The organism is Rhodomicrobium lacus (assembly GCF_003992725.1).
In the GTDB taxonomy this organism is placed as follows: domain Bacteria; phylum Pseudomonadota; class Alphaproteobacteria; order Rhizobiales; family Rhodomicrobiaceae; genus Rhodomicrobium; species Rhodomicrobium lacus.
In genome coordinates, this window is record NZ_RZNF01000002.1 from 766,148 (window position 1) to 791,370 (window position 25,223).

The 25,223-nt window shown below is 64.1% G+C and carries 21 protein-coding genes; 12 read left to right on the forward strand and 9 right to left on the reverse strand.

Annotation, left to right across the window (positions count from 1 at the left end; genetic code table 11):
* Window positions 1-27: 27 nt before the first annotated feature.
* The 9 genes from cas2e to cas3 all read right to left on the reverse strand — a co-directional run bounded on the left by cas2e (window position 28) and on the right by cas3 (window position 9,865).
* Window positions 28-339: a type I-E CRISPR-associated endoribonuclease Cas2e gene (gene cas2e, locus EK416_RS04335; RefSeq protein WP_127076240.1), complete on the reverse strand. Its 312-nt coding sequence runs from the start codon at window positions 337-339 to the stop codon at window positions 28-30.
* Window positions 320-1,270 carry a type I-E CRISPR-associated endonuclease Cas1e gene (gene cas1e / locus EK416_RS04340; RefSeq protein ID WP_127076241.1) on the reverse strand — a complete coding sequence of 317 codons (951 nt, stop codon included), beginning with the start codon at window positions 1,268-1,270 and terminating at the stop codon, window positions 320-322. Before cas1e ends, cas2e begins: the two co-directional genes overlap by 20 nt.
* Window positions 1,271-1,273: 3 nt before the next feature.
* Complete coding sequence (gene cas6e / locus EK416_RS04345; RefSeq protein WP_164729850.1) at window positions 1,274-2,098, reverse strand: type I-E CRISPR-associated protein Cas6/Cse3/CasE; 825 nt, start codon at window positions 2,096-2,098, stop codon at window positions 1,274-1,276.
* A complete protein-coding gene (gene cas5e, locus EK416_RS04350) occupies window positions 2,095-2,862 on the reverse strand; it encodes a type I-E CRISPR-associated protein Cas5/CasD (RefSeq protein WP_164729851.1) in 768 nt (255 codons plus the stop codon). Before cas5e ends, cas6e begins: the two co-directional genes overlap by 4 nt.
* Before the next feature lie 4 nt (window positions 2,863-2,866).
* A complete protein-coding gene (cas7e, locus tag EK416_RS04355; RefSeq protein WP_127076244.1) occupies window positions 2,867-3,973 on the reverse strand; it encodes a type I-E CRISPR-associated protein Cas7/Cse4/CasC in 1,107 nt (368 codons plus the stop codon).
* Window positions 3,974-4,000: 27 nt separating this feature from the next.
* Complete coding sequence (gene casB / locus EK416_RS04360) at window positions 4,001-4,630, reverse strand: type I-E CRISPR-associated protein Cse2/CasB (RefSeq protein WP_127076245.1); 630 nt, start codon at window positions 4,628-4,630, stop codon at window positions 4,001-4,003.
* A complete protein-coding gene (gene casA / locus EK416_RS04365; protein ID WP_127076246.1) occupies window positions 4,627-6,282 on the reverse strand; it encodes a type I-E CRISPR-associated protein Cse1/CasA in 1,656 nt (551 codons plus the stop codon). Before casA ends, casB begins: the two co-directional genes overlap by 4 nt.
* A 113-nt stretch (window positions 6,283-6,395) precedes the next feature.
* Window positions 6,396-6,707, reverse strand: a complete 312-nt coding sequence (locus EK416_RS04370) for a helix-turn-helix domain-containing protein (protein ID WP_127076247.1) — start codon at window positions 6,705-6,707, stop codon at window positions 6,396-6,398.
* A gap of 455 nt (window positions 6,708-7,162) precedes the next feature.
* Window positions 7,163-9,865 carry a CRISPR-associated helicase Cas3' gene (gene cas3 / locus EK416_RS04375; protein WP_127076248.1) on the reverse strand — a complete coding sequence of 901 codons (2,703 nt, stop codon included), beginning with the start codon at window positions 9,863-9,865 and terminating at the stop codon, window positions 7,163-7,165.
* Window positions 9,866-10,672: 807 nt separating this feature from the next.
* Here cas3 and EK416_RS04380 point away from each other — a divergent pair.
* The 12 genes from EK416_RS04380 to EK416_RS04435 all read left to right on the forward strand — a co-directional run bounded on the left by EK416_RS04380 (window position 10,673) and on the right by EK416_RS04435 (window position 25,220).
* Complete coding sequence (locus EK416_RS04380) at window positions 10,673-11,548, forward strand: glycosyltransferase family 2 protein (RefSeq protein ID WP_127076249.1); 876 nt, start codon at window positions 10,673-10,675, stop codon at window positions 11,546-11,548.
* 29 nt (window positions 11,549-11,577) lie between these two features.
* A complete protein-coding gene (locus tag EK416_RS04385) occupies window positions 11,578-12,699 on the forward strand; it encodes a DegT/DnrJ/EryC1/StrS family aminotransferase (protein ID WP_127076250.1) in 1,122 nt (373 codons plus the stop codon).
* Entirely contained in the window at window positions 12,696-14,072 is a 1,377-nt protein-coding gene (locus tag EK416_RS04390; RefSeq protein ID WP_127076251.1) for an NAD(P)/FAD-dependent oxidoreductase, read from the forward strand. Before EK416_RS04385 ends, EK416_RS04390 begins: the two co-directional genes overlap by 4 nt.
* A gap of 68 nt (window positions 14,073-14,140) precedes the next feature.
* Window positions 14,141-14,869, forward strand: a complete 729-nt coding sequence (locus EK416_RS04395) for a class I SAM-dependent methyltransferase (RefSeq protein WP_164729852.1) — start codon at window positions 14,141-14,143, stop codon at window positions 14,867-14,869.
* Window positions 14,870-15,144: 275 nt separating this feature from the next.
* Window positions 15,145-16,716 (forward strand): hypothetical protein, encoded by a 1,572-nt coding sequence (locus EK416_RS04400; RefSeq protein WP_127076253.1) that lies wholly within the window; start codon window positions 15,145-15,147, stop codon window positions 16,714-16,716.
* Complete coding sequence (locus EK416_RS04405) at window positions 16,713-17,276, forward strand: putative colanic acid biosynthesis acetyltransferase (RefSeq protein ID WP_127076254.1); 564 nt, start codon at window positions 16,713-16,715, stop codon at window positions 17,274-17,276. The genes EK416_RS04400 and EK416_RS04405 overlap by 4 nt, the downstream gene beginning before the upstream one ends.
* Window positions 17,277-17,453: 177 nt before the next feature.
* Window positions 17,454-19,475, forward strand: a complete 2,022-nt coding sequence (locus tag EK416_RS04410) for a glycosyltransferase (RefSeq protein WP_127076255.1) — start codon at window positions 17,454-17,456, stop codon at window positions 19,473-19,475.
* A 277-nt stretch (window positions 19,476-19,752) separates the two neighbouring features.
* On the forward strand, window positions 19,753-20,523 hold the full coding sequence (locus EK416_RS04415; RefSeq protein ID WP_164729853.1) for a class I SAM-dependent methyltransferase: 771 nt from the start codon (window positions 19,753-19,755) through the stop codon (window positions 20,521-20,523).
* Window positions 20,524-20,531: 8 nt separating this feature from the next.
* On the forward strand, window positions 20,532-22,442 hold the full coding sequence (asnB, locus tag EK416_RS04420) for an asparagine synthase (glutamine-hydrolyzing) (protein ID WP_127076257.1): 1,911 nt from the start codon (window positions 20,532-20,534) through the stop codon (window positions 22,440-22,442).
* A gap of 8 nt (window positions 22,443-22,450) precedes the next feature.
* Entirely contained in the window at window positions 22,451-23,764 is a 1,314-nt protein-coding gene (locus EK416_RS04425) for a glycosyltransferase (RefSeq protein ID WP_127076258.1), read from the forward strand.
* Entirely contained in the window at window positions 23,754-24,398 is a 645-nt protein-coding gene (locus EK416_RS04430) for a class I SAM-dependent methyltransferase (RefSeq protein WP_127076259.1), read from the forward strand. Before EK416_RS04425 ends, EK416_RS04430 begins: the two co-directional genes overlap by 11 nt.
* 42 nt (window positions 24,399-24,440) lie before the next feature.
* A complete protein-coding gene (locus tag EK416_RS04435) occupies window positions 24,441-25,220 on the forward strand; it encodes a class I SAM-dependent methyltransferase (RefSeq protein ID WP_127076260.1) in 780 nt (259 codons plus the stop codon).
* Window positions 25,221-25,223 lie beyond the last annotated feature (3 nt).

The window sequence follows — 25,223 nt, forward strand, 5'->3', positions numbered from 1 at the left end:
CCGAAGTTCCCGCTTCGTTCCGCAGGCTCAAAACGGCGGCTTCAGCGGGTCCTCGGCAGGCGGCGCGGGCTTGAATTTCACCAGCAGAAATCCGTCGAAATCGGCCTGCTCCCGCCGGTTCGCGCCTGCGGTGAGAAAGTCGAACCCGGCCTCGTTCACCGCCGTCCACGCGATCACGGCGTTGCCCTCGCCGATCATCGCGCAAACCTCGCCCCACATGCGCTCTCGCGCGCGCCGGGAGTAATTGCCCACATAAACGCCCGCGCGCACCTCAAGCAGCCAGAGCGAGAGCCGCCCGCGCAGGCGTGGCGGCACGTTCTCAGTTACGATGACCATCATCGCCGGATGCCTCCTCGCGCGGGATGGCCGCATCTGTGGCCTCGGGGGCCTCTTCGGGAGGCTCCAGGCCGCCAGCCCTGAGCACGTCCTCGATCATCGGAATGATGCGGTCGAGGATCTTCGCGCGGCGGAAGCTGTCGCGGCAGGCCACGCGCACCTGCCGCTCGGCTGGCGTGCCGTCACCCTTCCCCTTGGCGACGCGCGCCGCCACCTCGAACGCGGTCGGCACCACGGTCTCGAACTTCACGATGTCGGCGATGTCGTAGACGAAGCTCTGCGGCTTGCCGCGATGCAGAAAGCCGATGGCGGGCGCGTATCCCGCCGCGAGAATGGCCGCTTCGGAAAGCCCGTAAAGGCACGCCGTCGCCGCCGAAAGGCACTGGTTCGGAAGGTCGCCCTTGTCCCAGTCCTTCACATCGTAGTTGCGCGCCTTCCATTCGACGCCGTAGCGGCGCGCGAGCAGCTTGTACATCTCGCGGACGCGCACGCCCTCGATGCCGCGAAGCTGATCGATCGAGCGTCGCTCGGGCGCGGGTTCGCCGAAGCGCAGCTCGTACATCTTGCGCACCACGTTGATCCGCGCCGTTTCATCGAGCGCGTTTTTCGCCTGATAGAGGAGCTTGTCGGCGCGCGCCCCGCCCGGCTGGCCGGACGCGTAGAGGCGCACGCCCCCTTCACCCACCCAGACGAGCAGGCAGCCGACGCGCGCGGCGAGCACGACGGCGGCGTGACTGACGCGCGTGCCGGGTTCGAGCATGAGACAGGCAAGCCCGCCGACCGGGATCTGCACGCGCACGCCGTTCTGGTCGACGAGCACGAACGCGCTGTCGAGCACGTCGAGTTCGCCATATTGCAGGAACACGATGCTGGCCCGGTCCCGCATGGGGATCGGGCGCAGCGGTATGAACGGTGCTGGCGCGGCTTCGGCCATGGCTCACCCCCGGCGGATGAGCATGAGCCCGCAGCCGAAGGCTTTCGCCTTGCCGAAGCCGTCGGGCAAGCGCGCAAGGAACAGCGCCGGATCGGTCACTTCGATCAGCCCCTCGAAATCGAGCACGCCGAAGATTGCCCCGTCGCCGCGAATGCGCGGGATACGGACGGTTTCGTAATTCGAGGCGCTGAGGAAAACCTTGTCGCCCTCCGCGTCGGGGTTCGGAACAAGCGCGAAGCCGGCCTTGCGCCCCTGCCCTTCGAGCCACGCGCGCGCAACCCTCGCGGTCTCGGCCTCGCGTTTTTCCGCCCGCTCGGTCGGCTTCAGCCTTTCCTTGTCGGTCGGTTCCGTTCGCTTGTCGCGCGTCCGCTTGCCTTCCAGGGGTTCCAACGCGGCCATCACGATATCGCAGCGTTGGCCGCGAACGCGTCCCTTGCCGTCGCGCTTCTCCTCTCCCGCCTCCCATGCGCGCTTGAGGCTGACGACCGGGTTGGCGCGAAGCGAGAAACGCAAGGTGTCGCCCTCGTTGAGCTTCGGCGCGAACTCCTGCGTGTCGAGATCGAAGAGGCCGTGGCGGTTGTCGGGGGCCTCGCGCGACAGGATGTAATATTCGCCGGGCGACTTCTCGCGCCAGAGAAACAACCGCTCCTTGCCGCTCGCATCCACGATGGGACGCTCGCTGCCGTCGTTGAACAGCATCCACACGATGCGATGCGCCTGCGCGAGGGCGTCGCCTCTGGCAACGCCCAGAAGAGCATGGGCGAGCGGCGCAAGCGCCTCGCCGCGCCCGGCCCGAAGCCGCGCCCGAGAGAAGTAGAGAGCGCTCATGTCTGCCCTCCTCGCGGCGCGATCACCGCCTCTTGCCGCACGCCGAACCGCCATTTGGTCCGGCTTTCCGGCACGTCGCGGCGCTGTTCGATACGCGTGCTCGAAGCCGCCGCAGGGTCTTCGACGTCGCAATAGACGGTCGCGGAAGGCCGCTTCTTCGGATCGCTTTCGCGCCCGAAATAGCACTCCTGCAACCCCGCAAGCCCTGCGGTCGCGACGTCATACGCCGTGAACGCGGCGAGCACGTCCTCCGTCTGAACAACCTCCGGCGCGCAAGGAAGCATCAGCGGATGCGATTTCCGACCGGCGTAAAGGTTGAAACGCGGAGCCTTCAACGCTTCGGCGATGCTCCACAGCGAGAACGGCGCCTCGATGACGCCCGTCCTGAACCACAACGCAGCCGTTGAGAATGCGTTCGTGCGGTATTCGCGCGTGGAGAGCGTCGTCTTGAGTTCATGTTTCGCTACGGCGAGTTCGTCCGCCCGCGTGGCGAAACGGCGTTTGTGCTTATGCGGTGGCACCTGCGCGGTGTGATAGTCGTATGCGGGCTGCCCCGGCTGATCGACACGCACCGCGAAGTTCAAGAGACTCAGCGCATCGATACGATGCTGTTCCTCGCGCTCGATGCCGAGCGCCGCCGCGACGAGCCCGAGAACGCCCGATTTCGAGGGCCGATTGGACGAGTTCCGCCACTCCCCCGGATCGTATTTCATGCCGAAGGACGCCATCGGCGCGGCGATGGTGAAGACGAGATAGTTGCGCATGGCGTCACTCGCTCGCCGAGAAGGCGACGATCTGTTCGAGCGTGCTGTCGTGGCTCGGATCCCAGGGGCGCCCCGGTATTGCGCGCAGCGTGCGCGCATCGTCGAACAAGGCGCCATAGACGCCGTTCATCTGCGCGATCAGACCGCCCTTGCGGTCGTCGCCTTCGAGCGCTTCGACCGACTTCGCAAGGAGATCGTCGCCCCAAACAGGCTTGAAGAACGCCGCCGCGAGACTGCGCGGCTGCTGGCTGCCCTTCTCGACGCGCAGATAATTCGCGAGGGCGTGCGCGGCGAAACTGTTCTGCTTGCCGGAGGGGCGCGCCTTCGCGAAGCCTTCCACAAACGCCTCGATCGCCTTCCGCGCCAGCGCCGGATCGCCGCCGAGGTTTTTCAGCAACAACTCGCGGTCGATGCTCGCATAGAGATAGAAGACGCCCGAGCCGAAGCCCAGTTCACCGATGAAGCCCGCGCCCGCGTCTTCCGCGCTCGTCTTCAGATCGTCCACGGCGGTATAGAAGTCGTCCTCGACCACGACCTTGTGCGTGGTGATGGCGTGCGCGACCTGCACCGCCGCTTCGCGGTTATAATCCGGGTTGTCGGCGAGCATGCGCCCGAACATCGCGATATCGGCGGCCGTATCGGCGCGGCGGAGAAGTCCGGCGGCCAGTCCCGCCTGCTTATTATCTTTGAAAGCGTCGATACCGTCTTTAACCAGCCTGTCGGCAAGCTCGAACGCGGCGACCTTTTCTTCCGGCGAAATGAACGCGAGCTGCTTGATATTGGTTTGAGGCTTGTCCTTGGCATCTTCGATCTTGCCGAAGATGCCCGCCACGATGCGCGTGATTTCGAGCGCTTTGGCGTCATCGACGCCGTTCCCCCTCAGATGCCTCAAGATGGCATCGCCAAGCCGCTGCGTGCGCTCGCCGAGATTGCCCGCGAGCCGCTCCCTGAAGTTGGCCGACGTGCGGATGGCACGCTTCAGCGCCTGGCTCGAAATGCGCAAGCGTTCCGCACCGCCGAACTTCGCCGTCTTGGGGCGTCCGGTGTCGTCGCGGTTGAGGTTCGAGGGCGCGTAAACAGTAAGGGCGTGAAGCTGAATGAATTTCGTCATGATGATTTCCTTTGAAAATGAGTGGAATCAGGCTGTGGGCTTTTCGGTGGACGTTTCTTCTTTCGGATTGTCGCGAGGGGCCGCTTCACCTGCCTGCCAGTAGTCGAAGGCGAAGCGCATGCGCGTATTCTCGCTGTGCCAGTTCATGATCAGATCCGCGAGATCGGCAACATTTGCCGTGCCGCCCTTGAGCGCGACGAGACGGCGAAATGCGGTCAGCATCTCGTCGTCGCCGCTGGTGGAGAGAAGCCGGCGCAGACGAAGCTGACTGAGTTGCGCCGTAGTGTCGTCGCCCTTGTTCGGACCGACCGATGACGCAATTTTCACCGTTTCGTTTTCGCGAACATGGGCGAGCACAGCCGCCAGCACCCCCACGCGTCGAAGCCTCTGTTCGTTGCCGCTGCCGACGCGCCGGAACAGCAGCGCCGTTTCGCGCTCGGCCGCGGCCTCGACCCAAGTCGAAGAACGCCGAAGCTTCGCGAGCGCGGCCCGGTTGCCGCCTCCGTTGGCGTTGGCGACTTCGCCGCTTTTTGCGGGCTGGAGCGATTGCCACCACTTGCGGGCTTCGTCTCCAATCTCGTTCTTTTTCGCTGCGCCGCTTTTAGGTGCGGCTGTACCGATTTGCGCGCCCGCCGTATTCGCCGATGCTTCGCTCATGCCGCTTTCCTCCGGGTTCCCTTCGCCTTCTTCTCTGCTTTTTCCGGCTGCTCGACGCCGAGCGCCTTCCAGATTATCGGCCCGCTCAGGCCGAAGAACAGCATGCTGCGCGCGTTAACGATGTTCTTGAGGTCGGGGCTGTCAGGGGCGTCGATGGGTGCGAGATCATCGAAAATGGCAAGCGCGGCGGTGCGGATCGCCTCGCGCCACGCCTCTTTTGCCTCTACGTAAACCTTCGCGTCGTCGTCGTCCGGGGCTTTCAGCGCGAGAGCGCGAAGCGTATCGTAGAAGGTGTTCTCCGTATCGGCCCAGAAGCGCGCGCGGGCGGCGGCGAGCGGCGCCTTGCTGCTTTCCGGCTGGGCTTTCTTGTTGTCGGTGTAGAGAGCCGTCTTCAAGGCGCTGAGAAGGAGCTGCGAGGCCGCTTCCGCCGCCTGCACCATCGCCGTCGCACAACCCGCAAGGTGATAGTCGCGCTCTGTGTTGCCGGTGGAGATCAACGGCAGCCCCGCTTCGGTAAAGTCGAGCGGCTTCATGTTGTCCATCGCGTAGCCTGCCGCGAGAAGGCCGACGCTGTTAGGCTGCCTAACGTCAAGGTCGATATCGACCGCACGAGAATGCAGGAAGGTGGAGACGACATCCGCCGGAAGCGACGTCTCTTCTTTTTTGTCGGCCTTGCTCTTGAGCGTCAGCCCGATCCAATCCCTGTAACCGACGCCCGCCGCCTTGAAATGCAAAGGCAACCAGATTTCGCCAAGCTCTTTGTCTTTCGTCTTGTAATAGGGGCTGAGCGGATGCCGCCACGTGTGGGTCAGATATTTCGTTCCGTTGGGGCGAGTTACATAAGACGCGACCACAACACCGTCTGTATCGCCGGTAATGGCGCAGCGCTCGCCGTTACCTGGGGAGAACGTAAGCCGAATGCGCCGCGGCATCCCAAAAAACGCCTGCGCCTGATGCACATGCTCGGGCGTCGTCCCGCCGGCCTTGTCGGCGCAACGCGTCGGTACGAGCCACGGCAAAACCTTTTCGACGTCGTCCACACCGATCCGATAGCCGTCAGGCACATTCGCCCAGATCAGTTGCCAAAGTGTCGGCGACTTGTTGTCAGGGCGTGGAACGACCAGTGTGGAAGCCCCTCCTCCCCCTCTCAGGGACGTGAAATGTCCACGCCCACCCGTGGGCGCGCTCGTCTGCAGAGCGATGAGCGCGAGAGCCGCGCCGCGCCGCGACAGCGCCGAAATCGTTCCTTCCTTGACGAAGTGGCCAGCGGGCGTTTCCATGAATAGAGAAGCGATGGGCTCGCGCGCGGCGTCGTTCAGTAATTCCAGATTCTCGAAATCCTGGAAGAAGCGCGGGCCGTCTCCGTCGAGCACCAACGCGTGGACGAAGGGCGCGATGGCAGCATCGATTTCATCGGGCGTGGGCGGCGTCTCGAAGCGGTCCGGCCAGTCGTAATTGTCCGTTGGCCCCATGCTGATAGCGATGAGACCAATCATGAATTCGGTCACGCTGATATCGCAGTCGGCGCGGCCGGTGTCGATGCGCAGCAAATCAGTGCGGCCGATATCGCGGAGTCGAATGAATTCGCGCTCCCCCTCGACCGTGGCGACGGGCAGCCAAGGCTCCGCCGCGAGCGAATAAGGCTCGGTCATAACGAAACTCGCTTTTGTAAAATGGACACGAATATTCAATCAGTGAGCGCTGAGTCGCGCTCACCGGAAAGCCTCGGATCAGGCTTGTCGACTGGTATATTAAGGGTGCATCGTCAGATGAGGCAGAGCCGCCGCGCCGCTTCGTTCATCAGTCGGAACGACTCGCGAAATTGAACCAGGTTCGGGTCGGAAAACTGCACATCGGGTTGGGGCAAACGACCGGGATCCATTGCCCGGATATATACATAGCGCGGATCGGTCAGGGCGAAAATCACGTCCTCCGTCGTCAGCCGCATGGCCTTGGCGATCTGAGCCGGAGTCTCACGCCGATCATGTCGCGCCTTGATTTCCGCGACCTGTTCTTCAGACAAAATGATGTTTTCCGCAAAATTGCGTTGCGGTTCGTCGTCGATGACGGTATTCAAAAGACACCTCCTTTTGAAATGTGCTCGCTGTGCAATCAATTTGAGGTCGCAAGCCGGAATGGGATGGCAGTCCCATGTCCGGCTTTTTTCGTAGATGCCCGCTTCCTCAGGATCATTCGTAAACGGATCACCAGAGCATGTCAAGGCCCGCGCGCGAAGCACTAGGGACTTACATTTTATCCCCGCGTCGGCGGGGAACTTACGAGCCGTAGCACGAGGGACGGTTCATCCCCGCGTCGGCGGGGACAAGCCGGACGCTAAATCGTTAGAGCGAGACTGTCAAACGGGCGGGCGCCGACATCGGTCGAAAGTGGCCCGCATGGCGTCGACAGAATGCCACGAGGCGCGCGGCAATGCGATTATCCGGACATCGCCCGGCACGTTCAACGAACTCTGCTCCGCGTGGCGGCTTCAAGCAGGCGGAGCGCAGAACCTCCATCCGCAGCCCCGTCCGCTCACGCCTCGAACCGCAGCCCCAGCCGGTCATCGTAAACCGCCGTAGCCGCCCCCTTCTCACGCTCCACCGAACCGCGCCACGGTTCGCCCTCGCCGCCTCGCGCCAGAAGCAACAGCGGGATTTCCTGCTCCCACCTGCCCCAGTCCTTCTTCGCGACGTCGATGGCGCGGGCGAGTTCGCCTTCCGGCTTCGGCACACCCTTCGCAAGCCGCTCCTGCACGCGCACCTCGGATAGCGCCCATGTGCGCCGACGCGCCTCCGCACCTTCGCCCTCAAGAGTGCGATACGGAACCACCGCGCCGCCTTCCAGCCGCGCGAGCCTGAACGTCACCGACGGCCCGTCTTCGAGGCGCGTAGAAACATCCACGTCCGCCGACCACGCTGCATTGTCGCCGCCGTAGCCGTCCTTGAGCGAAAGGAGGTTGATTTCGGCGACGCTGAACGAAGCCATCGCTGCTCCGTCCGCATCGATTACCGACCGTTGAAGCGCATCGGGAAAAGTCCGTTCATCCGGCCCGTAGACCTTCGCGATAAGGTCGCGCAGCGCCTCGGGTGCGCGGATCTCGCCTGCGTCGAACAGCGCCTTTGCCGAGCGCCATACGATGGCGTGATCCTTGTAGACCGCTGCGGCGCGCTTGCTCATGCCGCGATACCAATCGGCGTCGATTGCGCCATCAGGGTGCGGCGAGAAGATCAGCAGTTCGCGCGGCGCGAGGCGTCCTTTGCGGCCGGGATGCCGCCACAGCCTGCCCGCGCGCTGGATGATGAGATCGACCGGGGCGAGGTCGCTCACCATCGCGTCGACATCATAATCGAGGGACTGTTCGAGAATCTGCGTGCCGACGAGCACGAAGCCCCGACGCTGTTCCGACGTGCTCTCGCGCCCCAGCAGCGTCTGGATTTTCGCCTCGCGGTCGATGCGATCCCCCATCGCGAAGCGCGCGTGCAAAAGGAGCGGCTCAAGCCCCGCCTTCTCCAGCGCCTCGCAGGCTTCGATGGCGTCGTCCACCGCATTTCTGATCCAAGCGACCGGCGCGCCGTCCCTGGCGAAGGCGGCCACATGCGCGACGGCCTCATCGAACGTGGCTACGCGACGGACCGGAACGCTTCGGCACAGATCCGCGCGCGCTTCGACCCGTTTCTCATGGACTGCACCAGGCGAAACAGCGGTTATCAGCGGGTAACCGTGGTTAGAAACGACGCGACCCTCTGCGCTGGCCCCCCTGCTCCATGCCCCAACCAGCCTGTTTCGCGTCTCCTCCGCGAGAGTGGCCGACAGGATGATGGTCGACCCGCCGAGCGCCGCGTGAAACTCGATCAAACGCTCAAGCTCGCGCGAAACGTAAGCGTCGTAGCTGTGCGCCTCGTCCACGATCAGCACGCGGTCGGCGAGCGCCCAGAGGCGAAGCGCCTGATATTTGCGCGGCAAGACCGCGAGAAGCGCCTGATCGACCGTGCCCACGCCGACATGGGCGAAGAATGCCTTGCGCCGGTCGTCCGCGATCCAGCTCGCGCAAGCGTGCTGCGCCGTCTCGTTGGCGTCGTCATGAGCCGGAAAGCGCGCGGGTTTGGAAACACCGGGGTCAAATATCGAGCCCGTGAAACGGTCGTCGAGATTTCGGCGGCCATGCGCGAGAACCAGGGATGGCGCTGCGCCGTCAGCGAACAGCTTGCGATAAACGCCAGCCAACCGGCCATACATGGCGTTCGATGTCGCCATGGTCGGCAGCGCGAAATAAATGCCGCTTGCGGCGTCGGCGGCGAGCAGGCGCTCGGCAAGGATCAGCGCGGCCTCTGTCTTTCCCGCGCCCGTCATATCCTCGATGATGAACAGATTCGGCCCGTCGCTGATCGGGATGGCTGCGGAAGACTTTTGAAGCGGGCTCAGTTCGGGACGTCCGCTGCCTCTGGGAAGCAGATCCGAAGGATCGAAAGCCTCGCGCGCAGAAGCGGGCAGGATTCCAGCCCTTTCCACCGCCTCGACCGCCTGAGCGCGCGCGTGGCGCCAGTAGGCGGACAGATCGCCGACCGTCTCGCGATACGCAAAGCATTCCTCATTCGAGCCGATCCAGTCGGCAAGAACCACGAGGCCAGCAAGCGCCCAGGAGAACGCCGCGAGCTGGCTCGCTGAGGGCTTTCCGCGAAGCACGGGGCCAGCGCAGGGGATCAGCGCGAAAGCGCGGTCGATGAAATCGTTGATCGGGGGCGTTATCGTTTCGACGCTCCGGCTCCAGTGGGTCGAGTTGGACGGTATTTCCCTCGGGCGCCCGTGATGCGACATGACCGCGGTCAATAGCTGCAAAATACCGCTAGCGCGGATTTCCGGCAGTTGTGCTTTGAACAAAGACGCAAGTTTGAGCTTCTGAGCGATTCCGAAACCGAGTTCGGTGTGATGGAGCGGCGCCTCCCCCGTGCCCGTGAAGCGGCGCAATTCCTCCGGGCAAAGATCGGGAAGCTTCGATTGAAAATCGGGATGAAACTTGCCGAGATCATGGAGCGCGGCAAGCCGCACGATGAGGCCGCGAAGCGCTTGAGGGTCCGCGTCGAGAAGCGCCGCAAGCCGTTCGAGACGTCTCGGGAAGCGCTCAAGAAGAACGTCGGCGACGGCCGCCACATCGAGCAGATGGCATGGCAGCGCGTGCAATTGAAGCGATCCGCCAGCACCGGTTTGGGACTTCGCCCAGAAAGAAAACATATCCATCGATTATCTTCCTAAAAAACGACGCGTATAACAGCACTCATGAACCTTGGCTACGCCGAGACGATGAGGTTCGTCGGAGCGGGCGATCAGCGCTCTCGACCCTAGGCGGACGCAAACACGCTCCGGTTGCGAGTCCGCTCGTCCCTTCCCGGAACGCCGGCTTTTTCGCCCCTCGCGGCCGCTCAAAAATTGCGGGCCCGACGCGTCGCTTCTCGATAAGACCCGGCGTGAACGACATTGTGCATCAGCCGTTGATCTCTCACGAATAGATGTTGCATTTTCTCAAAAATTGCATAGAACTCATTGAAGATTAGGAAGGGAATGCACGCAATGTTTAACCTAGGTTGTCTTAGCATTGAGCCGATGTGAAGAAGTCATTCGCCTACGATATCTGAAATAATTGCAACCGCAATTTTCACATGCGGCGCTTATTGCGCTCAGTCAATATGACTTTGCACGTTATCATATCGATATAGATAGTTTTTTAAAATTTTGTATATTGGCGTTGTTGTCACTATAGTTTGTTGCTTCGGGTGCCGCGTTTCACCCGAAGTGCGGTAGCTTATAAATATGATAGCCAGAACTTCATTGCACACAATGCTTTGATGAAAGTGCATTTCTATTAGACAAAACATCGAGAGTACTTTCAATTAATCTCGCCGATGAGTTCGGTGGCCTCTCGCGAAAGCGGCCCTCGCTGCACTCAGTCGGACACAGGGGAGCGCCTCCTTCTTGGTAGAAATCCCAGTCGCCGAAGCACCGTTCGCGGAATCGGAGTCCCGATGCTCCCCGCGGTCGGGAGCACGCATGAAATACATGATTTCGATCATCCTGCTGACCTACAATGACGAGTGCCAGATCGCGAACACTCTGGCCTCGATCGCGGACCTGTCCGACGACATCATCGTCGTCGATTCCTTCAGCTCCGATCGCACCGTCGAGATTTGCCGCAGCCACGGTGCCACCGTCCATCAGAACCCGTTCGTCAACCAGGCCGTTCAGTTCAACTGGGCCTTGGACAATTTGCCGATCAAGCACGATTGGATCCTGCGGCTCGATTCGGACGAGATCATTCCCGACAAGCTCAAGGCGGAGATCCTGGCACGCGTCGGCCGCGAGCCAGGCGTAGCCGCCTACGCCCTCAACCGCCGCGTCTACTGGATGGGGCGGTGGCTGCGCTGGGGCCGCATGTATCCGCATTTCATCGTGCGCCTCTTCCGCAAGGGCAAGGCCCGCTACGAGGAGCGCACCGAGGAACATCTCGTCGTCGACGGCGAGACGAGCCGGATGAAGAACGACTTCCTAGAGGACAACAAGAAGAACCATCTCGACTACTTCACGGAGAAGCACATCGCCACGGCCGGGGGAGAACTCGGCGAGATCCTGCGCAAGGTCGACAGCACCACCGACGCGATCGCGGTCAGGCCGCGCCTCTTCGGTACCAAGGTCGAGCGCACCCGCTGGCTCAAGGAGCGTCTCTATTCCCGGGTGCCCCTCTTCGCGCGGCCGTTTCTCTATTTCCTCTACCGCTACGTCATATGCCTGGGTTTCCTCGACGGGCGCCCCGGGCTCATCTGGCACGTCCTTCAGGGCTTCTGGTATCGCTTCTACATCGACTCCAAGGTCTACGAGGCGCGGCTAAAGACCAATCCGGGCAAGCCCGTAGACTACCGCAAGATCTAGGTCACAAGAAACCACGTCAGGGACGAAGCATGAGCCAGATCAAGCCCTTCTTCCTCGATCTCGACGGCAGCGAAATCGGCGGCATTCAGGCGGAGATGGGCAATATCCTGCGTTCGGGCCAGCTCATCCTCTCAAAGCACACCGAGGCTTTCGAGGCCGAGTTCGCGAGCTACGTGGGCACCAGACACGCGGTGACGTACAACACGGCGACGTCCGCGCTTGAAGTGCTTTGCGTGCTGAAGGGGGCGAGGGGCAAGAGGGTCGCGGTGCCCTCCAATACCAATTTCGCCTCGGTCGAGGTCATCGTGCGCGCGGGCGGCCAGCCGGTGTTCATGGACATGACGCCCGAGTTCTACGCGCCCAATCTCGACCTACTGAAGTACACCGTGGAGAAGCATGGCGTCAGCGGGGTCATGTGGGTCCATATCGGCGGCATCATCACTCCCGACTTCGCGGAAGTTGCCGCCTATTGCAGGAGCCGGAATCTGTTTCTGATCGAGGACTGCGCGCACGCTCACGGCAGCTTCCTCGGCGGCAAGAGCGCGGGGTCGTTCGGCGACGGCGGGGCGTTCTCGTTCTTCCCGACCAAGGTCATGACCACCATGGAAGGCGGCATGATAGTAACCGACAGCAAGGAGGATGCCGATCTCGCGCGCTCCTTCCGCAATCAGGGCAAGCGTCATGCAGCCTATGGCGGCCTGCATTACGACCACGGCAACAGCTGGCGCATCAGCGAGATCGCCGCATACATGGGGCTCGTGCAGCTCGCCAAGCTCGATCGCATGGTCAAGACCCGTACCGACGCCGCCCGCATCGTCTCGAACCGGCTGCGCCAGATCGGGGTCGATTTCTGCGAGACCTCGCACATGGACCAGGCCAGCACCTACAAGCTGATCGTCCGCCTGCCGGACGGGGTCAGCGCCGACGCCGTCAAGAAGAAGCTCGCCGAGCGCGGCATCATCTGCGGCGGCGGCGTCTATGAAGTGCCGTGCCACCTGCAGCCGGTTTTCGCGGATATCCCCTGCGACCGGGCCGACCTCAAAGCGACCGAGATCTGGTGCCCTCGTCAGATCTGCCCACCCATCACATCCGGCACCACGCCGGCAGATGCCGACCGGATCGCCACCGCAATGGTCGAGGCGCTGGGATGAGCGGCTCGCGCCACGACTATGCCATCGTCGGCGGCGGGATCGCCGGGCTCGCGATCGCCGAGGCTCTGGCGCGCTCGGGTTTCGACGTGCTGCTGGTCGAGCGCAACGAAAAGCTGTGCCAGGAGGCAAGCGCCAGCCACCACGGCTGGTTCCATTTCGGCTCGCTCTATTCGATCTTTCCGCAGAACCAGTTCCTGCGCACCATGGTCGGCGGCGTCGAGGATCTGCTCGATCACTATGCGGGTTTTCCGGGCTTGAACATCGCCATCACGCCGGAAGGGCGGCTCGCCTTCCCGCAGACGAAGGGCGCCTGGTTCCGAGACGAACCCATCGAATACATCGTCTCGGCCCGCAACGATCCCGACTTCGACATGCGCTCCTTCGAAAGCGTCAGCGCCTACGCCCGCAAGGTCTTCTTCCTCATGACCTGGGAACTGGCGATCAAGCAGTTCATCAGCCGCCATCAGCGCTTCCACAAGCACGACTGGTCCGGCGGCGTGGCGGCTTCGCAGTGGATTCCCCGCGCCGGCTTCGCCGACTACTCGCGCGAAGTCATCACCAAGCCGGACCACCCCGGCATCAACCTCGACATCAATACGCACTTCCGCATCGTCGGCTATGACCGGCCGATGCGTTCCGCAGCGATCGTGACCGACCTCGTGCGCAGCTTCATCGGCGCCGGCGGGACGATCGAGGTGGGCGCGGAAATCGAGCATGTCGAGCGGCTTGGTCAGGGAGCGCGGCTGACAACCGCTGGCGGGCGGCGGATCGAGGCGGCAAACGTCGTCTTTGCTGCAGGCAAGTGGCTGGGCCGATTCCTCTCCCGGCAGGAAGACGTGAAGGTCGTCGCCTCGCCATTGCTGGTCGCCTGGCCGGCGGTGGCAGACCACCATTTCGTGCGCATGACGCCTTTCGTCGACCGCAGCGTCAATCATCTGCACCACGAGATCGGCGGGCGGCGCTATTCCGTGATCGGTGGGGGATATTTTGCCAACCCGAAAGACGAAGCCGCCGTTGCCCACGCCACCGAGAAGCTCGTCGAGATGGCGCGGCGCGTTTTCCCGGCCCTCGCGGACGCCCGCATCATCGAAACCTACCAAGGCTACAAGACGGAGATCGTCGCCCATTCGGGCGAGCGCAATTACCAGTATTTCATCCGGCAGGTCGGCGACGGAATTCACGTGGTGGTCCCCGGCAAGTTCTCGCTCGCTTTCAGCCTCGCGGTCAACACGGTCCGGCGGCTCACCGGAAAGACCTTGCCACGGGAGGTGAAGCTGGCGAACGCCGAAGCAGCGCAACCCTATGTCGGCATCGCGCGCCACGCAGCTTTCGTCGCGCCGGAGCCAGTCGCCGCGGCGCCGGTCGCGGCCTGATATCCTCCGCGGTTGACGGAAGCTGGATGCCGCGAATTCCGGCGAAGCAGGCACGTAGCGAAAGGTCAATGGGCCGAATGATCAAATCGGGCGATCCAATCTTTCAGAAGTATTACGGCGATCCGAAGTACGAACTCACGCTGAAGTTCTATACGCTCGTGCGCCGGTATCTGACGCCCGGGTCGCGCGTCCTGAACCTCGGCGCAGGCAGCGGTGACGGAACTCCGTGGGGCATCAGGCGAGGCGAGGCGACGGAACTGGTCGGCGCCGACGTCGACGCGGCGGTGATGGAGAACAAGGATGTCGACCGCGCCATCCTCCTGAGTGGCGACACGCTGCCATTCGACGACCAGACATTCGATCTTGCGTTCAGCGACTACGTCGTCGAACACGTCGAGCGACCGGCGGTATTCCTGCGCGAGGTCTACCGGGTGTTGAAGCCCGGCGGCGCCTATGTGTTCCGAACGCCCAACCAGTACCACTACGTCGCGCTCGTCGCGCGGGCGACCCCGCACTGGTTCCATAAGCTGGTCGCCAACCGGATGCGCGGCCTCGCGGCAGAAGCCTACGAGCCGTTTCCGACCTACTATCGCATGAACACCCGTGGAGAGGTCCACCGCCTGGCCGTGTCGTGCGGCTTCAGTCGTGTCGACATTGAAATGCTCGAAGGTTTCCCCGCCTACCTGATGTTCAACTCGGTCCCCTTCCTGGCCGGCATGGCCTACGAGCGATTGGTCAACAGCTCTCAAAGCCTCGGAAGTCTGCGGGCCAACATCGTCGCCGTTCTGGTGAGGTAGGCCGGATACCTTCCGCATGGGAATCCACTTCACACGCGGCAGCACAAGATGAGTGGACCGTTTGCAGCCGTCGCCACGGGTATCGACTGTTCGATCCGCGCGTCGGCCTCGCCGACGCACCGCTCGCCGAATGCACCTATGACACGCTGGCGGTCCATTCGAGCCGTCTCGCGGACCTTCGCAACCAGCAGGGTCGACAACTCTGAGGGCCATATTTTCTTCTGTGCTGTCGCCACTTGCCCCCTGCTGAACTGTTGCCCCCTTCCGTGCGCCACATGATGCAAGCGCCCCCCGCCAGAGCCGCAGGGCCTCGCCGAGGCGACATCAGCAAGCTGGCGCTCGGCTGGTCGGCCCTGATCGGTGTCCTGTCGATTGCCGAGCTCCCGCGCGAATGGTGCGCTGCGGGAGTGGCGGCGTTGACGCTCGGCCCGCTGGTCGCCATCTGGACGGCTCGACGGCAGCTTCTGGTCAACGATCCGATCGTCGTGCTCGGCGCCGCCTGGATACTGGCTGTCACACTTCCAGTGGCGCTACCGCACCTCTACAAGGACCGCATATGGCACGAGCTGCTGCCGACCTCGCTCGACGAGGCGGCGCGCTGGATGTATCGCGGCTGGGCAGCGATGTGCGTAGCCTACTGGCTTTGCCGCGCCCTGTCACGACCGCCGCGCGCGCGGCCGCCGGATTGGCGGGACATCCGCCTGCAGGCGCTGATGCGGCGATGGATCGGCGGCCTCGGCATCGTGGGCGCGGTCCTGTTCCTCGTCGTCCGCGGTGGCCAAACCTCGCAGCTGACCGAAGAAATCGCCATCGCCGACTCGACCGGGATGCAGATCCTCTTTCTGCTGAAGGAGCTGGGCTACGCCTACATCTTCCTCTACTTCTACCAGCGCGGCCGCGAACCGCTGGAGACTACGGACCGGATCATCTTCTGGCTCAACCTCGCTGTGCAAGTCGTCATCGCCGTCGGCTCGGCGAGCAAGTACGGCATGATGATCATGATGGCGGCCTGGGTTCTGGGCGCCGCCAGCGCGCCGTCGCGGCTGGGGCTCGTGAAGGAAGCGCTGATCGGCGCCGGAGCTGTCGCCGGGATCCTCTGCGTATCCTACTTCGTCGCGGCCTACCGTGGCGAGTTGATCTCGCGCGTCATCCCGAACAATGCATCGATCGTCGAGATGGTCGCATTGCAGCTCGACGTTGCCCGGGCGGCGGTTGCCACCATCCTCAGCGGCGAGCAGATCAAGGGTTACTATGCCGACGGCTATGACAGCTCATTCATTCTGGACCGCTTCGCTCACCTCTCCTCGTTCGCGCTCTTCATGGAATTCATCGGCTTCCAGTCGGCCTACGAGAATGCCCTTGCTTCGGCCGTGGCGCCTGTCTTCGCTGTAATTCCAAGCGCGCTCATTCCCGACAAGGTTCACTTTTTCGACTCTGCCGATTTTGCCCGCTTGTACGGATGGTCACACGGGGGACTGTCCATCGCTCTACCCGGCAGCTTCTTCTGGGCGTGGGGGTACGCCGGCATCCTCGTCGGCATGGCCGTGCTCGGGTGGCTGATCGCCTGGATGTGGGTGCGCGGTCAGGGATGGGATTCGACGGCGCTGCTTTACCGGACCGTGGCGATTTCCGCGGTGCTGGCGCTGCTCGACGTCGGCGTCACCTTCCAGATGATCGTGATCCCGGCGGCGCGGGTGTTCATTCTCGTTTCCCTGCTCAAATGGGCGCTCGGCAAGATCGTCGCCGGGCGGCGTCCGCAGCCGCTTGCCGCCGCTGGCGGACCAATCGCCCGGGCTCCAATCCAGCGGTATCACATGCCCGACCGCGAGCGCTCGCGCACGCCATGAGCCCCAGGCCGATCACTCCGCAGCTGTCGCAATTCAGCAACCCGCATTTCGCCCGCGGCCGACCGGCATTGGTCGAGGTGTTGTGGATTGCTGTTGCGGCGCTTTTCGTCTCATCCTGGTTGCCGGGCTACGCCCATCGCCGTGCGGTTTTGCGCCTGTTCGGCGCCCGCATCGGCCGAGGCGTTGCCATCAAGCCGGGCGTGCGCGTCAAGTTCCCCTGGAAACTCGAAATCGGTGACCATAGCTGGATCGGCGAGGACGTATGGATCGACAATCTGGACGAGGTGACCATAGGCGCCAATTGCTGCCTGTCGCAGGGTGCTTATCTGTGCACCGGCAGCCACGACTGGACCGCCTCTCGCTTCGATCTCCTGACGAGGCCGATCCGCATCGACGATGGAGCCTGGGTGGCGGCTCGCGCAACGGTGGCGCCAGGCGTAACGGTCGGACAAGGCGCGGTGCTGGCGATCGGCAGTATCGCCGCGACCGACCTCGAACCGTGGGGGGTCTATCTCGGCGTGCCTGCGGTCAGGATCAGGGAAAGGCGGATCGCCGCTTGACCGGATCGGGACACGACGCGCAGCACATCGCGACGCGAGCGGAGCCACATTATCGCGGCCGTGGAACGAGCGGCGATTTGGTCGGCAATTACGAGAAACACACCGGCGGATCCCATTCCTTTCAGATGTTGGCCCGCGCGTCAGCCGGTAGCTCGGTACAAGGGTAGTGTTGCCACAATGAGCCTTGCTCAACTCGAGAAGATCCGGCGCTTCGAACTTGCCCAGATCGCGGCGATCGTCGAGCGGACGACGCCGAAGGGCGCGCGCCTTCTGGATATCGGCGCGGGGACCGGCTGGCAGGCCCGTCATTTCGCCGATGCCGGCTACGATGTCACGGCCATCGATATGCCAAGCAGCGTCTACCTGCATGATCGGGTGTTTCCCATCGTCGAGTATGACGGCCATCGCATCCCCGCCGGGGACGCCACGTTCGACGCCATCTACTCGTCGAACGTACTTGAGCATATCGCCCACGCCGACGCCTTCCAGCGCGAGATCCGCCGCGTCCTGAAGCCGAGCGGCGTGGTCGTGCACGTGGTGCCGAGCGGAAGCTGGCGGCTCCACTCCAACCTGTTGCATTACCCCTATATCCTGAAGCGGGCGGCCGCCATCGCAAGGAGGCGCCCCGGCGCGGACGCCCCCGCACCTCAAGACTCCGCCGGACGTCCGGGCGACAGCGGCGGCGCGCGTCGCTGGGAGCAGATTCTATTCCCCGCCCGCGATGGCGAGGTCGGCAATGCGCTGACAGAGATCTGGCATTTCAGCCGCTGGCGCTGGCGGCAGCTGTTCGAGCGCAATGGCTGGCGGGTTGAGAGCCGCGAATCGAACCATCTCTTCTATACGGCCAAATATCTGCTCGGTTCGAGGCTTTCCATCGCGGCGCGATCGCGGCTGAGCCGCATCGCAGGCGGCTCGTGCCACGTCTTCGTGCTGCGCCCCACGGTTACGGCCTCGAGCGCGTTTGAAACGGCAGCCGAAACGGCCCGCATCGAGGTGCCCGGCACCGTAGCCGCACCCGCCTCGGCGCCGCTGCGTCGCGATCCGCGGGTGTTGCTCGTCGGCCCGCAGCTTGCCGGCGGCGGTGCCCAGAACCGGTTCCGCCTCGCGGCGCAGCACATGTTCGGCGGCCGCGTCGCGGCAGCGGTGCTGAACGGGGGAAGCGAGGCGATGTCCGGCCTCCCGGTGCTTGATCTCGGCCGCACGGGCGTCGCAAGCTATCCGCGCGTCATCGCGGCCTTGCGACGGCACATCGCGAACGGACGTTATGATGCCGTGCTCGGCTTCGGCATCTATCCCAACATTGTGGTCTGGGCCGCCCTGCTGGGGCAGCGCCGCGGCCCGGTGATGATCCTGTCGGAAATCAATTCGCCGCGGCGCGAGTATCTCGAAGACCCCACCTCCCCGCGCGGACGCGCCCTGGAATGGCTCCGCCATCGGGTCTATCGCTCGGCGGATTTCTTCGCAGCCAACTCGATCGACGGCATCGTCGACGCGGTGACATATTACGGCGTGGACGCCGGGCGTACCCGCCGCTTGCCGAACCTGGCCGATCCCGCCGAACTGCACCGCCTTGCCCAGGAGCCCGCGCCCCATTCCAGCAAGGGCGTGCCGTCGATCTGCCTCGTGTCCCGTCTTTGGCCGCGCAAGCGGGTTGACACGCTCCTGGAAGCTGCTGCGCGACTGCCGAAGGACATCGACTGGCAGATCGATATCGTGGGCGACGGCGGCAGCCGCGAGGCCCTCGAACAACGCGCCGGGCGGCTCGGCCTTGCTGGGCGGGTCGTGTTCCATGGCTGGCTCGCCAACCCCCATCCATTGGTCGCGCGGGCCAGCGCCAGCGTCCTCTGCTCGGAGTACGAAGGCTTCTCGAACTCGGTCCTGGAGGCGATGATGCTCGGCGTGCCGGTGGTCACGTCCCTTTGCACGTCCGACGCGGCCGACATGGTCGAGAAGGGGGCCGCGCTCGGGTTTGCGATCGGCGACGACGCGGCCTTGGCAGCGCATCTGACGCGCCTCCTGACCGACCCGCAGCAGCGCCAGCAGCTCTCGCAGGCGGCAAGGATCTACGCCAAGGCTCACGAGCTGCCGGGTGCCGTCGCCGCTTACGAGCGGCTCGTGCTCGATGCCATCGCGGCGATCAGCGCGACGGCAGGGCGAACCCGGGTGCCCTCCGCCGAAGTGTTCGGCACCCACGCGTGAGGACCAAACGACGTAGCAGCCCGCATCAAGCTCCGGCGCCGTGGCCACATACCGATGTCGCCTTCGATTGCAGCCGGGCGTCGCAGTGATCGCCGCGCTCATGCGCAGTCCCATCCGGTCGCTCGATGTGGGGCGGCGGGTCGGAATTCGTGCATGGCCCGGTTGAATGCGAACCTCGCATCGAAAGATCTTCGGCAGGCTCGGAGTGGACTTGGGGCCACACGCCTCGGCAATCGCGGCTGCGACCAGGGAGGATAACCATCCGGGGAGGACCATCATGAGCGAAACGTCCATTGCGGGAGCGGGCGTCGCCGCGCGCCCGAAAGTTCGGGTCAAGCCGCAGGGGCTGCGCGTCACCCTCTCCTCGCTGCTGAGCGTTTGGCGCTATACGCGGGTGGCATTCGGGGTCTATCCGAGGGAATGCCCCTTATGCGGATTTGCAGGTTACTTCCATGCCTGCGGCATGCCGCCCAGGATCGATTCCCGCTGTCCGTCCTGCAATAGCCTCGAACGCCACCGCCTGCTGGCCTGCTTTCTCGACCAGCGGGACATGATCACCGGCCGGGCGATCCTGCATTTTGCGCCGGAGGTGTCGATCGTCGCTCTCGTCGAGCTGTTCGGTCCGGCAACATACGTCAAGGGCGACCTCAATCCGCTGCCCGGAGACGCCAAGCTCGATATCGAGCGTCTCGAATTTGCGGATGCCGCATTCGATACCATCATCTGCAGCCACGTCCTTGAGCATGTCGACGACACGGCGGCCTTAGCCGAGATGCGCCGCGTGCTGAAACCCGATGGGCACCTCCTGCTGATGATCCCCGTCATCGAGGGGTGGGCGAAAACCTACGAAAATCCATTGGTCGTCACGCCGGAGGACCGCACGATGCACTATGGGCAGTTCGACCATGTTCGCTACTACGGCCGCGATGTCCGGAACCGTGTCAGGGCGGCCGGCTTCGAGATCGAGGAGTGGACCGGATCGCCGGGCCTCGTCCTCAGATATGGCCTGCAACGCGGCGAAACCATTTTCGTCTGCCGTCCTGCGTGAGCTGAGCCATGTGCGGAATTGTCGGCTATTGGCAGCGTGGCGGCGACGACGAGCGCCAGCGCCGCGGTCTGGGCGATGCAGTCAAGGCGCTGGCGCGGCGCGGTCCCGATGGCAGCGGCACCTGGTTCGATGGCCACGGCGTCGGGCTCGGTCATACGCGTCTCTCCATCATCGACCTGTCGAGCGCCGGCGCCCAGCCGATGGCGTGCCACGACGCCGAGATCGTGGTGACGTTCAACGGCGAGATCTACAATTACCGCGAGATCGCCGCCGAGCTTGCCACGAAGGGGCACACCTTCACATCGAGCAGCGACACGGAGGTCGTCCTCGCCGCCTATCGCGAATGGGGCCCCGCCTGCGTCGACCGCTTCATCGGCATGTTCGCCTTCGCGATCTGGGACGGCCCGCAAGGCTGTCTCCGGCTGTTTCGCGACCGCATCGGCGTGAAACCGCTTTACTGGGGCTGGGACGGGCGCACGCTCTGTTTCGGCTCGGAGCTTAAGGCCCTTCGTGCCCTGCCGCATTGGCAACCCGAAATCAACGCGGTCGCCGTGGGGGAGTTTCTGCAATACGCCTACATCGCCGCCCCGCGTACGATCTATCAAGGCGTCCACAAGCTCATGCCCGGCCACTGGCTGAACCTCGGCCGCGAGGACGGGCCGACGGTACGGCCATACTGGCGGCTCGCCGATGTGCTGGCCAAGGGCGAGCGGATCGAAAGCGACGCCGTGCTCGAAGAAGAACTCGAAGCTCTGGTCGAGAGCGCCTTCCGCTACCGCATGGTCGCCGACGTGCCGGTCGCGCTGTTCCTGTCGGGAGGGCTCGATTCAAGCCTCGTTGCCGGCGTTCTCAAGCGCTGCGGTTTCACCCCGCAGGCCTTCACCATCGGCTTCGAGAGCGACCGTCACGACGAGTCCGCCGCCGCGCGCAAGGTCGCCGACGCGCTCGGCCTCGAACATCACATGGCGAGGATCTCGTCGCGGGAGGCGGGAGCCATTCTCGATCAATGGCCGACCTTCTACGACGAGCCGTTCGGCGACCACTCCGGCATTCCGACCTATCTCGTCGCCAGGCTCGCGCGAGAACGGGTCAAGGTTGCACTGTCCGCCGATGGCGGCGACGAGCTGTTCTGCGGCTATGGCGGCTATCCCCTGGTCGGCAGTCGCATGCAACGCTTCGAAGGGCTTCCCGCGCTCGCCCGGAGCGCCGGGCGGATGATGGACGAGATGGTCGCAGGCGTACCGATGGGCAACGGCCCTGTCGGCGCCCGTGTCAAGTCCGCGCTCGGGCACGGTCTCGTGCACGACCGCGTGCTCAAGCTGAGCGGCTATCTCGCGGCCGCTTCGCCGTCCGACGCCATCCGGCCGTTCCGCTCGTTCTTCCAGCCGCGCGAGATCGCCGCGATGATGGCCGTACCTTATGCCGATCCCCGCGCGGGAGCGGGCGAATGGCCCGGCAAGCCCATGGAACGGCTGATGGCGACGGACCTCGGCGAATACTTGCCCGACGATGTGCTGGTCAAGGTCGATCGCGCGACGATGGCCGTCGGCCTTGAGGGACGCGAGCCGCTGCTCGACCACCGCATCGTCGAATTCGCGTTCCGGTTGCCTCTGCGGTCGCGCAATGGCCCGCTCGGCAACAAGCACATCCTGCGCAGCATCCTCTACCGGCACGTGCCACGCCCGCTCGTCGACCGGCCCAAGCAGGGCTTCGCCGTGCCGATCGCCGACTGGATGCGCGACCTCCTGGCCAAGGGCGACGTCGCCGACAGCATCACGGTGCTGCGCGAGCGCCTGCCAATGCTCCGCGCGGTCCAGCTCGACGGAGCCGTCACAGCCTTCGCGGGCAGCCCGCAAGGCGTCAACCGGCTTTGGCTGCTCCACGCACTGGGGCGCTGGACAGAGCATTGGAAGCCGTAACCGAGACCATGAGCACGGTGGCCGCGAAGTTGCCCGGAACGGAGGCGCGATCCGGCCCTTCAGGGGAAGGGGATGCACGGCGCGTGCGAACCGGCGCCGCCGCCACGTTGCGCGTGCTGCAGTCGGTTCCATCCTATTATCCGGCCTTCGTCTACGGCGGCCCGATCTTCTCGATCCATTACCTGTCGGAGGCGGTGGCGAGGCTCGGGCTTGCGGTTTCGGTGGCCACCACCAACGCCAACGGCGCGACCCGGCTCGCCGTGCGGACCGATCAGCCGGTGCCGTTCGCCCCGAACTATTCGGTATCCTACTACGACGACACCATCATCGGACGCTTCTCCTGGGCCTTTACCCGCAACATCTGGAAGCACGTTCGCGCTGCCGATGTGGTGCATCTGCAGGACATCTACTCGACCTATGCCGCGCTGACGCTGGCGGCGGCGTGGCTCGCCCGCAAACCGGTGCTCATGTCGCCCAGGGGTTCGCTCTCGGTCTGGGCGTTGACGGCGAAGCGGGCCTCGGTCAAGCGGCTCTGGCTCAAGCTCCTTTTCCTGCCTCTCATGCGCGACCGGCGGCGCGTCGCCTGGCATGCGACATCGGCGGCCGAGCGAGACGAGACGCTGGCGGTTGCGCCCGGCGCGCGGGTCCGCGTGATCCCGAACGGCATGGATTGCAGCGCCTACGACGCGCGACCGCGCCCGGACCGCGCCGAGTATGCTCGCCGGTTCCTGCCGGAAGGGCTGGTGCTGGAGCCGGGCGCGCGCGTGCTGGCCTGTCTCGGGCGCCTGCACAACAAGAAGTGCTTCGACATCGCTATCCGCGCCTTCGCGCTCATGCGGCCGAGCGATGGGGGAAAGGGGCATCCGGGCGACGTCCTGCTGATCGCAGGCGGCGACGACGGCGCGCGAAATGACCTGGAAGCGCTGGTCTCCGAACTCGGCCTTGCGGCTCGCGTCATCTTCGTCGGTGAAATCAAGGGCGACGATAAGATCGCCTTCCTCAAGGGCGCGGACCTGTTCCTGTTTCCCACCCACAACGAGAACTTCGGCATGAGCTGCCTTGAGGCGCTGGAAGCGGGCACGCCGGTGGTGTCGAGCCGCAACGCGCCGTGGCAGGAGCTTGAGACCTCGGGAGCCGGATTTTGGGTGGATAACACGCCGGAAGCATTCGCGCGGGCGGCCGAGGAGCTGCTGGCGCGGGATCCCGCTTCGCTCCGCACCCAGGCACGCGCACTCGCCGGGCGCTACGATCTCACGGTGATAGCTGCCGAGATGCGGGATCTTTACATAGAACTCTCGGAAGGAGGGCCAAGTGAACGTTGATGCCCATAGCCAGATCATTCTCGACCGCTATGCCGACCGTGCCAATGTCACCTTCAGCCAAATGCCGTATGACGTCCTTGTCGCCCGCTACCTGTCGAAGGTGATGTCGCCCGACGACATAGCCGACAAAACCATTCTCGAGATCGGCGCGGGCTGCTCGCAATACAGCGCCTATTTTCTCGACCGCGGCTGCAAGCGCTACTTCGCCAACGACATCGTGCCAGAGCGCATCGAAGCCGTGCGCATCGACGACCCGCGCTTCGTGGCGCTGCCGGGCGACTTCCGCGACATCGAGGTGCCGGAGCCGGTCGACATCGTGTTCGCGGGCCTCACGATGATGTTTCTCGTGCCCATGCACGACGAGTTCATCGCCAGGTTCGCAAAGGTGCTGAAGCCCGGCGGCCATTTCTTCAGCATGGATGCCAACTACTTCTGCCCGCTGTCGGTGTGGCGGCGCTTTGCCGACCGCCGCAGCAACCCTGCGCGCCTGTTCAGCCCTTTCGCCTACGCCGACAGATTCCGGCAAAACGGCTTCGCGGTCGAGAAGCTCGTGCCCTTCACGGCGCCCCTGCCCTGGAGCACGGGCAACTGGCTTGCGGGCACCACCTTCTGGCTGCGGGCCAGACGAACGTGAGCGATTGCAGCGGCACCATCCATTTTTCAGGAGGGCAAACCGATGCGCCCACGTATCGAATATGCCAGGACGGTTAAGGTCGCCCGGGAGGTCTTGGCCAAGTATCCACCGGAGTGGCAGAAGGTGCAGGGGCATCGAATTCCGCAGTTTGCGAAGGAGATCAGCCTCATCTACAAAAGCGGTGGAACCGTCGTCGATCTCGGCGGTGGCGACGGATTGCGCTCGGCTATCTGCGTCGGGCTTGGAATGAAGGCCTACAATGTCGACGCATATCGCGTGCTCGCGGCCGATGGCGACTACATGCACCAAGGCTTCAAGGAGCAGTGGGATGCCGCGGTGGAGACCGGACGGAAGATCGGGGTAGAGTTCGTCAATCAGGACGTGCTCGGCTGGCGGACAAACCTGCCGCAGGTCGACGTCGTCATGTCATTCGATTCGATGGAGCATTGGCAAAACTCCCCACGGGCCCTGTTCAAGCATCTCGTCGAGAAGCTACCGCATGGTGGAATGCTCTTCATCGGTGTTCCGAACGCCGCGAACATCTCGAAGCGGCTGCGCGTTCTCATGGGGCGCAACGTGTTTTCGACCATGGACGACTGGTACTACACACAAAGCTTCGCCGGTCACGTTCGCGAGCCCGTGGTGGCCGACCTGCGAGTGATCGCGCGGGATCTCGATCTCAAGGCCGAGGTCTTCGGCGGGAACTGGATCGGCCTCCACCAGCTTCGCGGCCTCGGCCCAGTCGCTGGCGTTGCGGACCGCATGCTGCGGACCTTTCCGTCGCTCTGCTCCGACATCTATCTCCTCGGCGAAAAGCGCTGAACG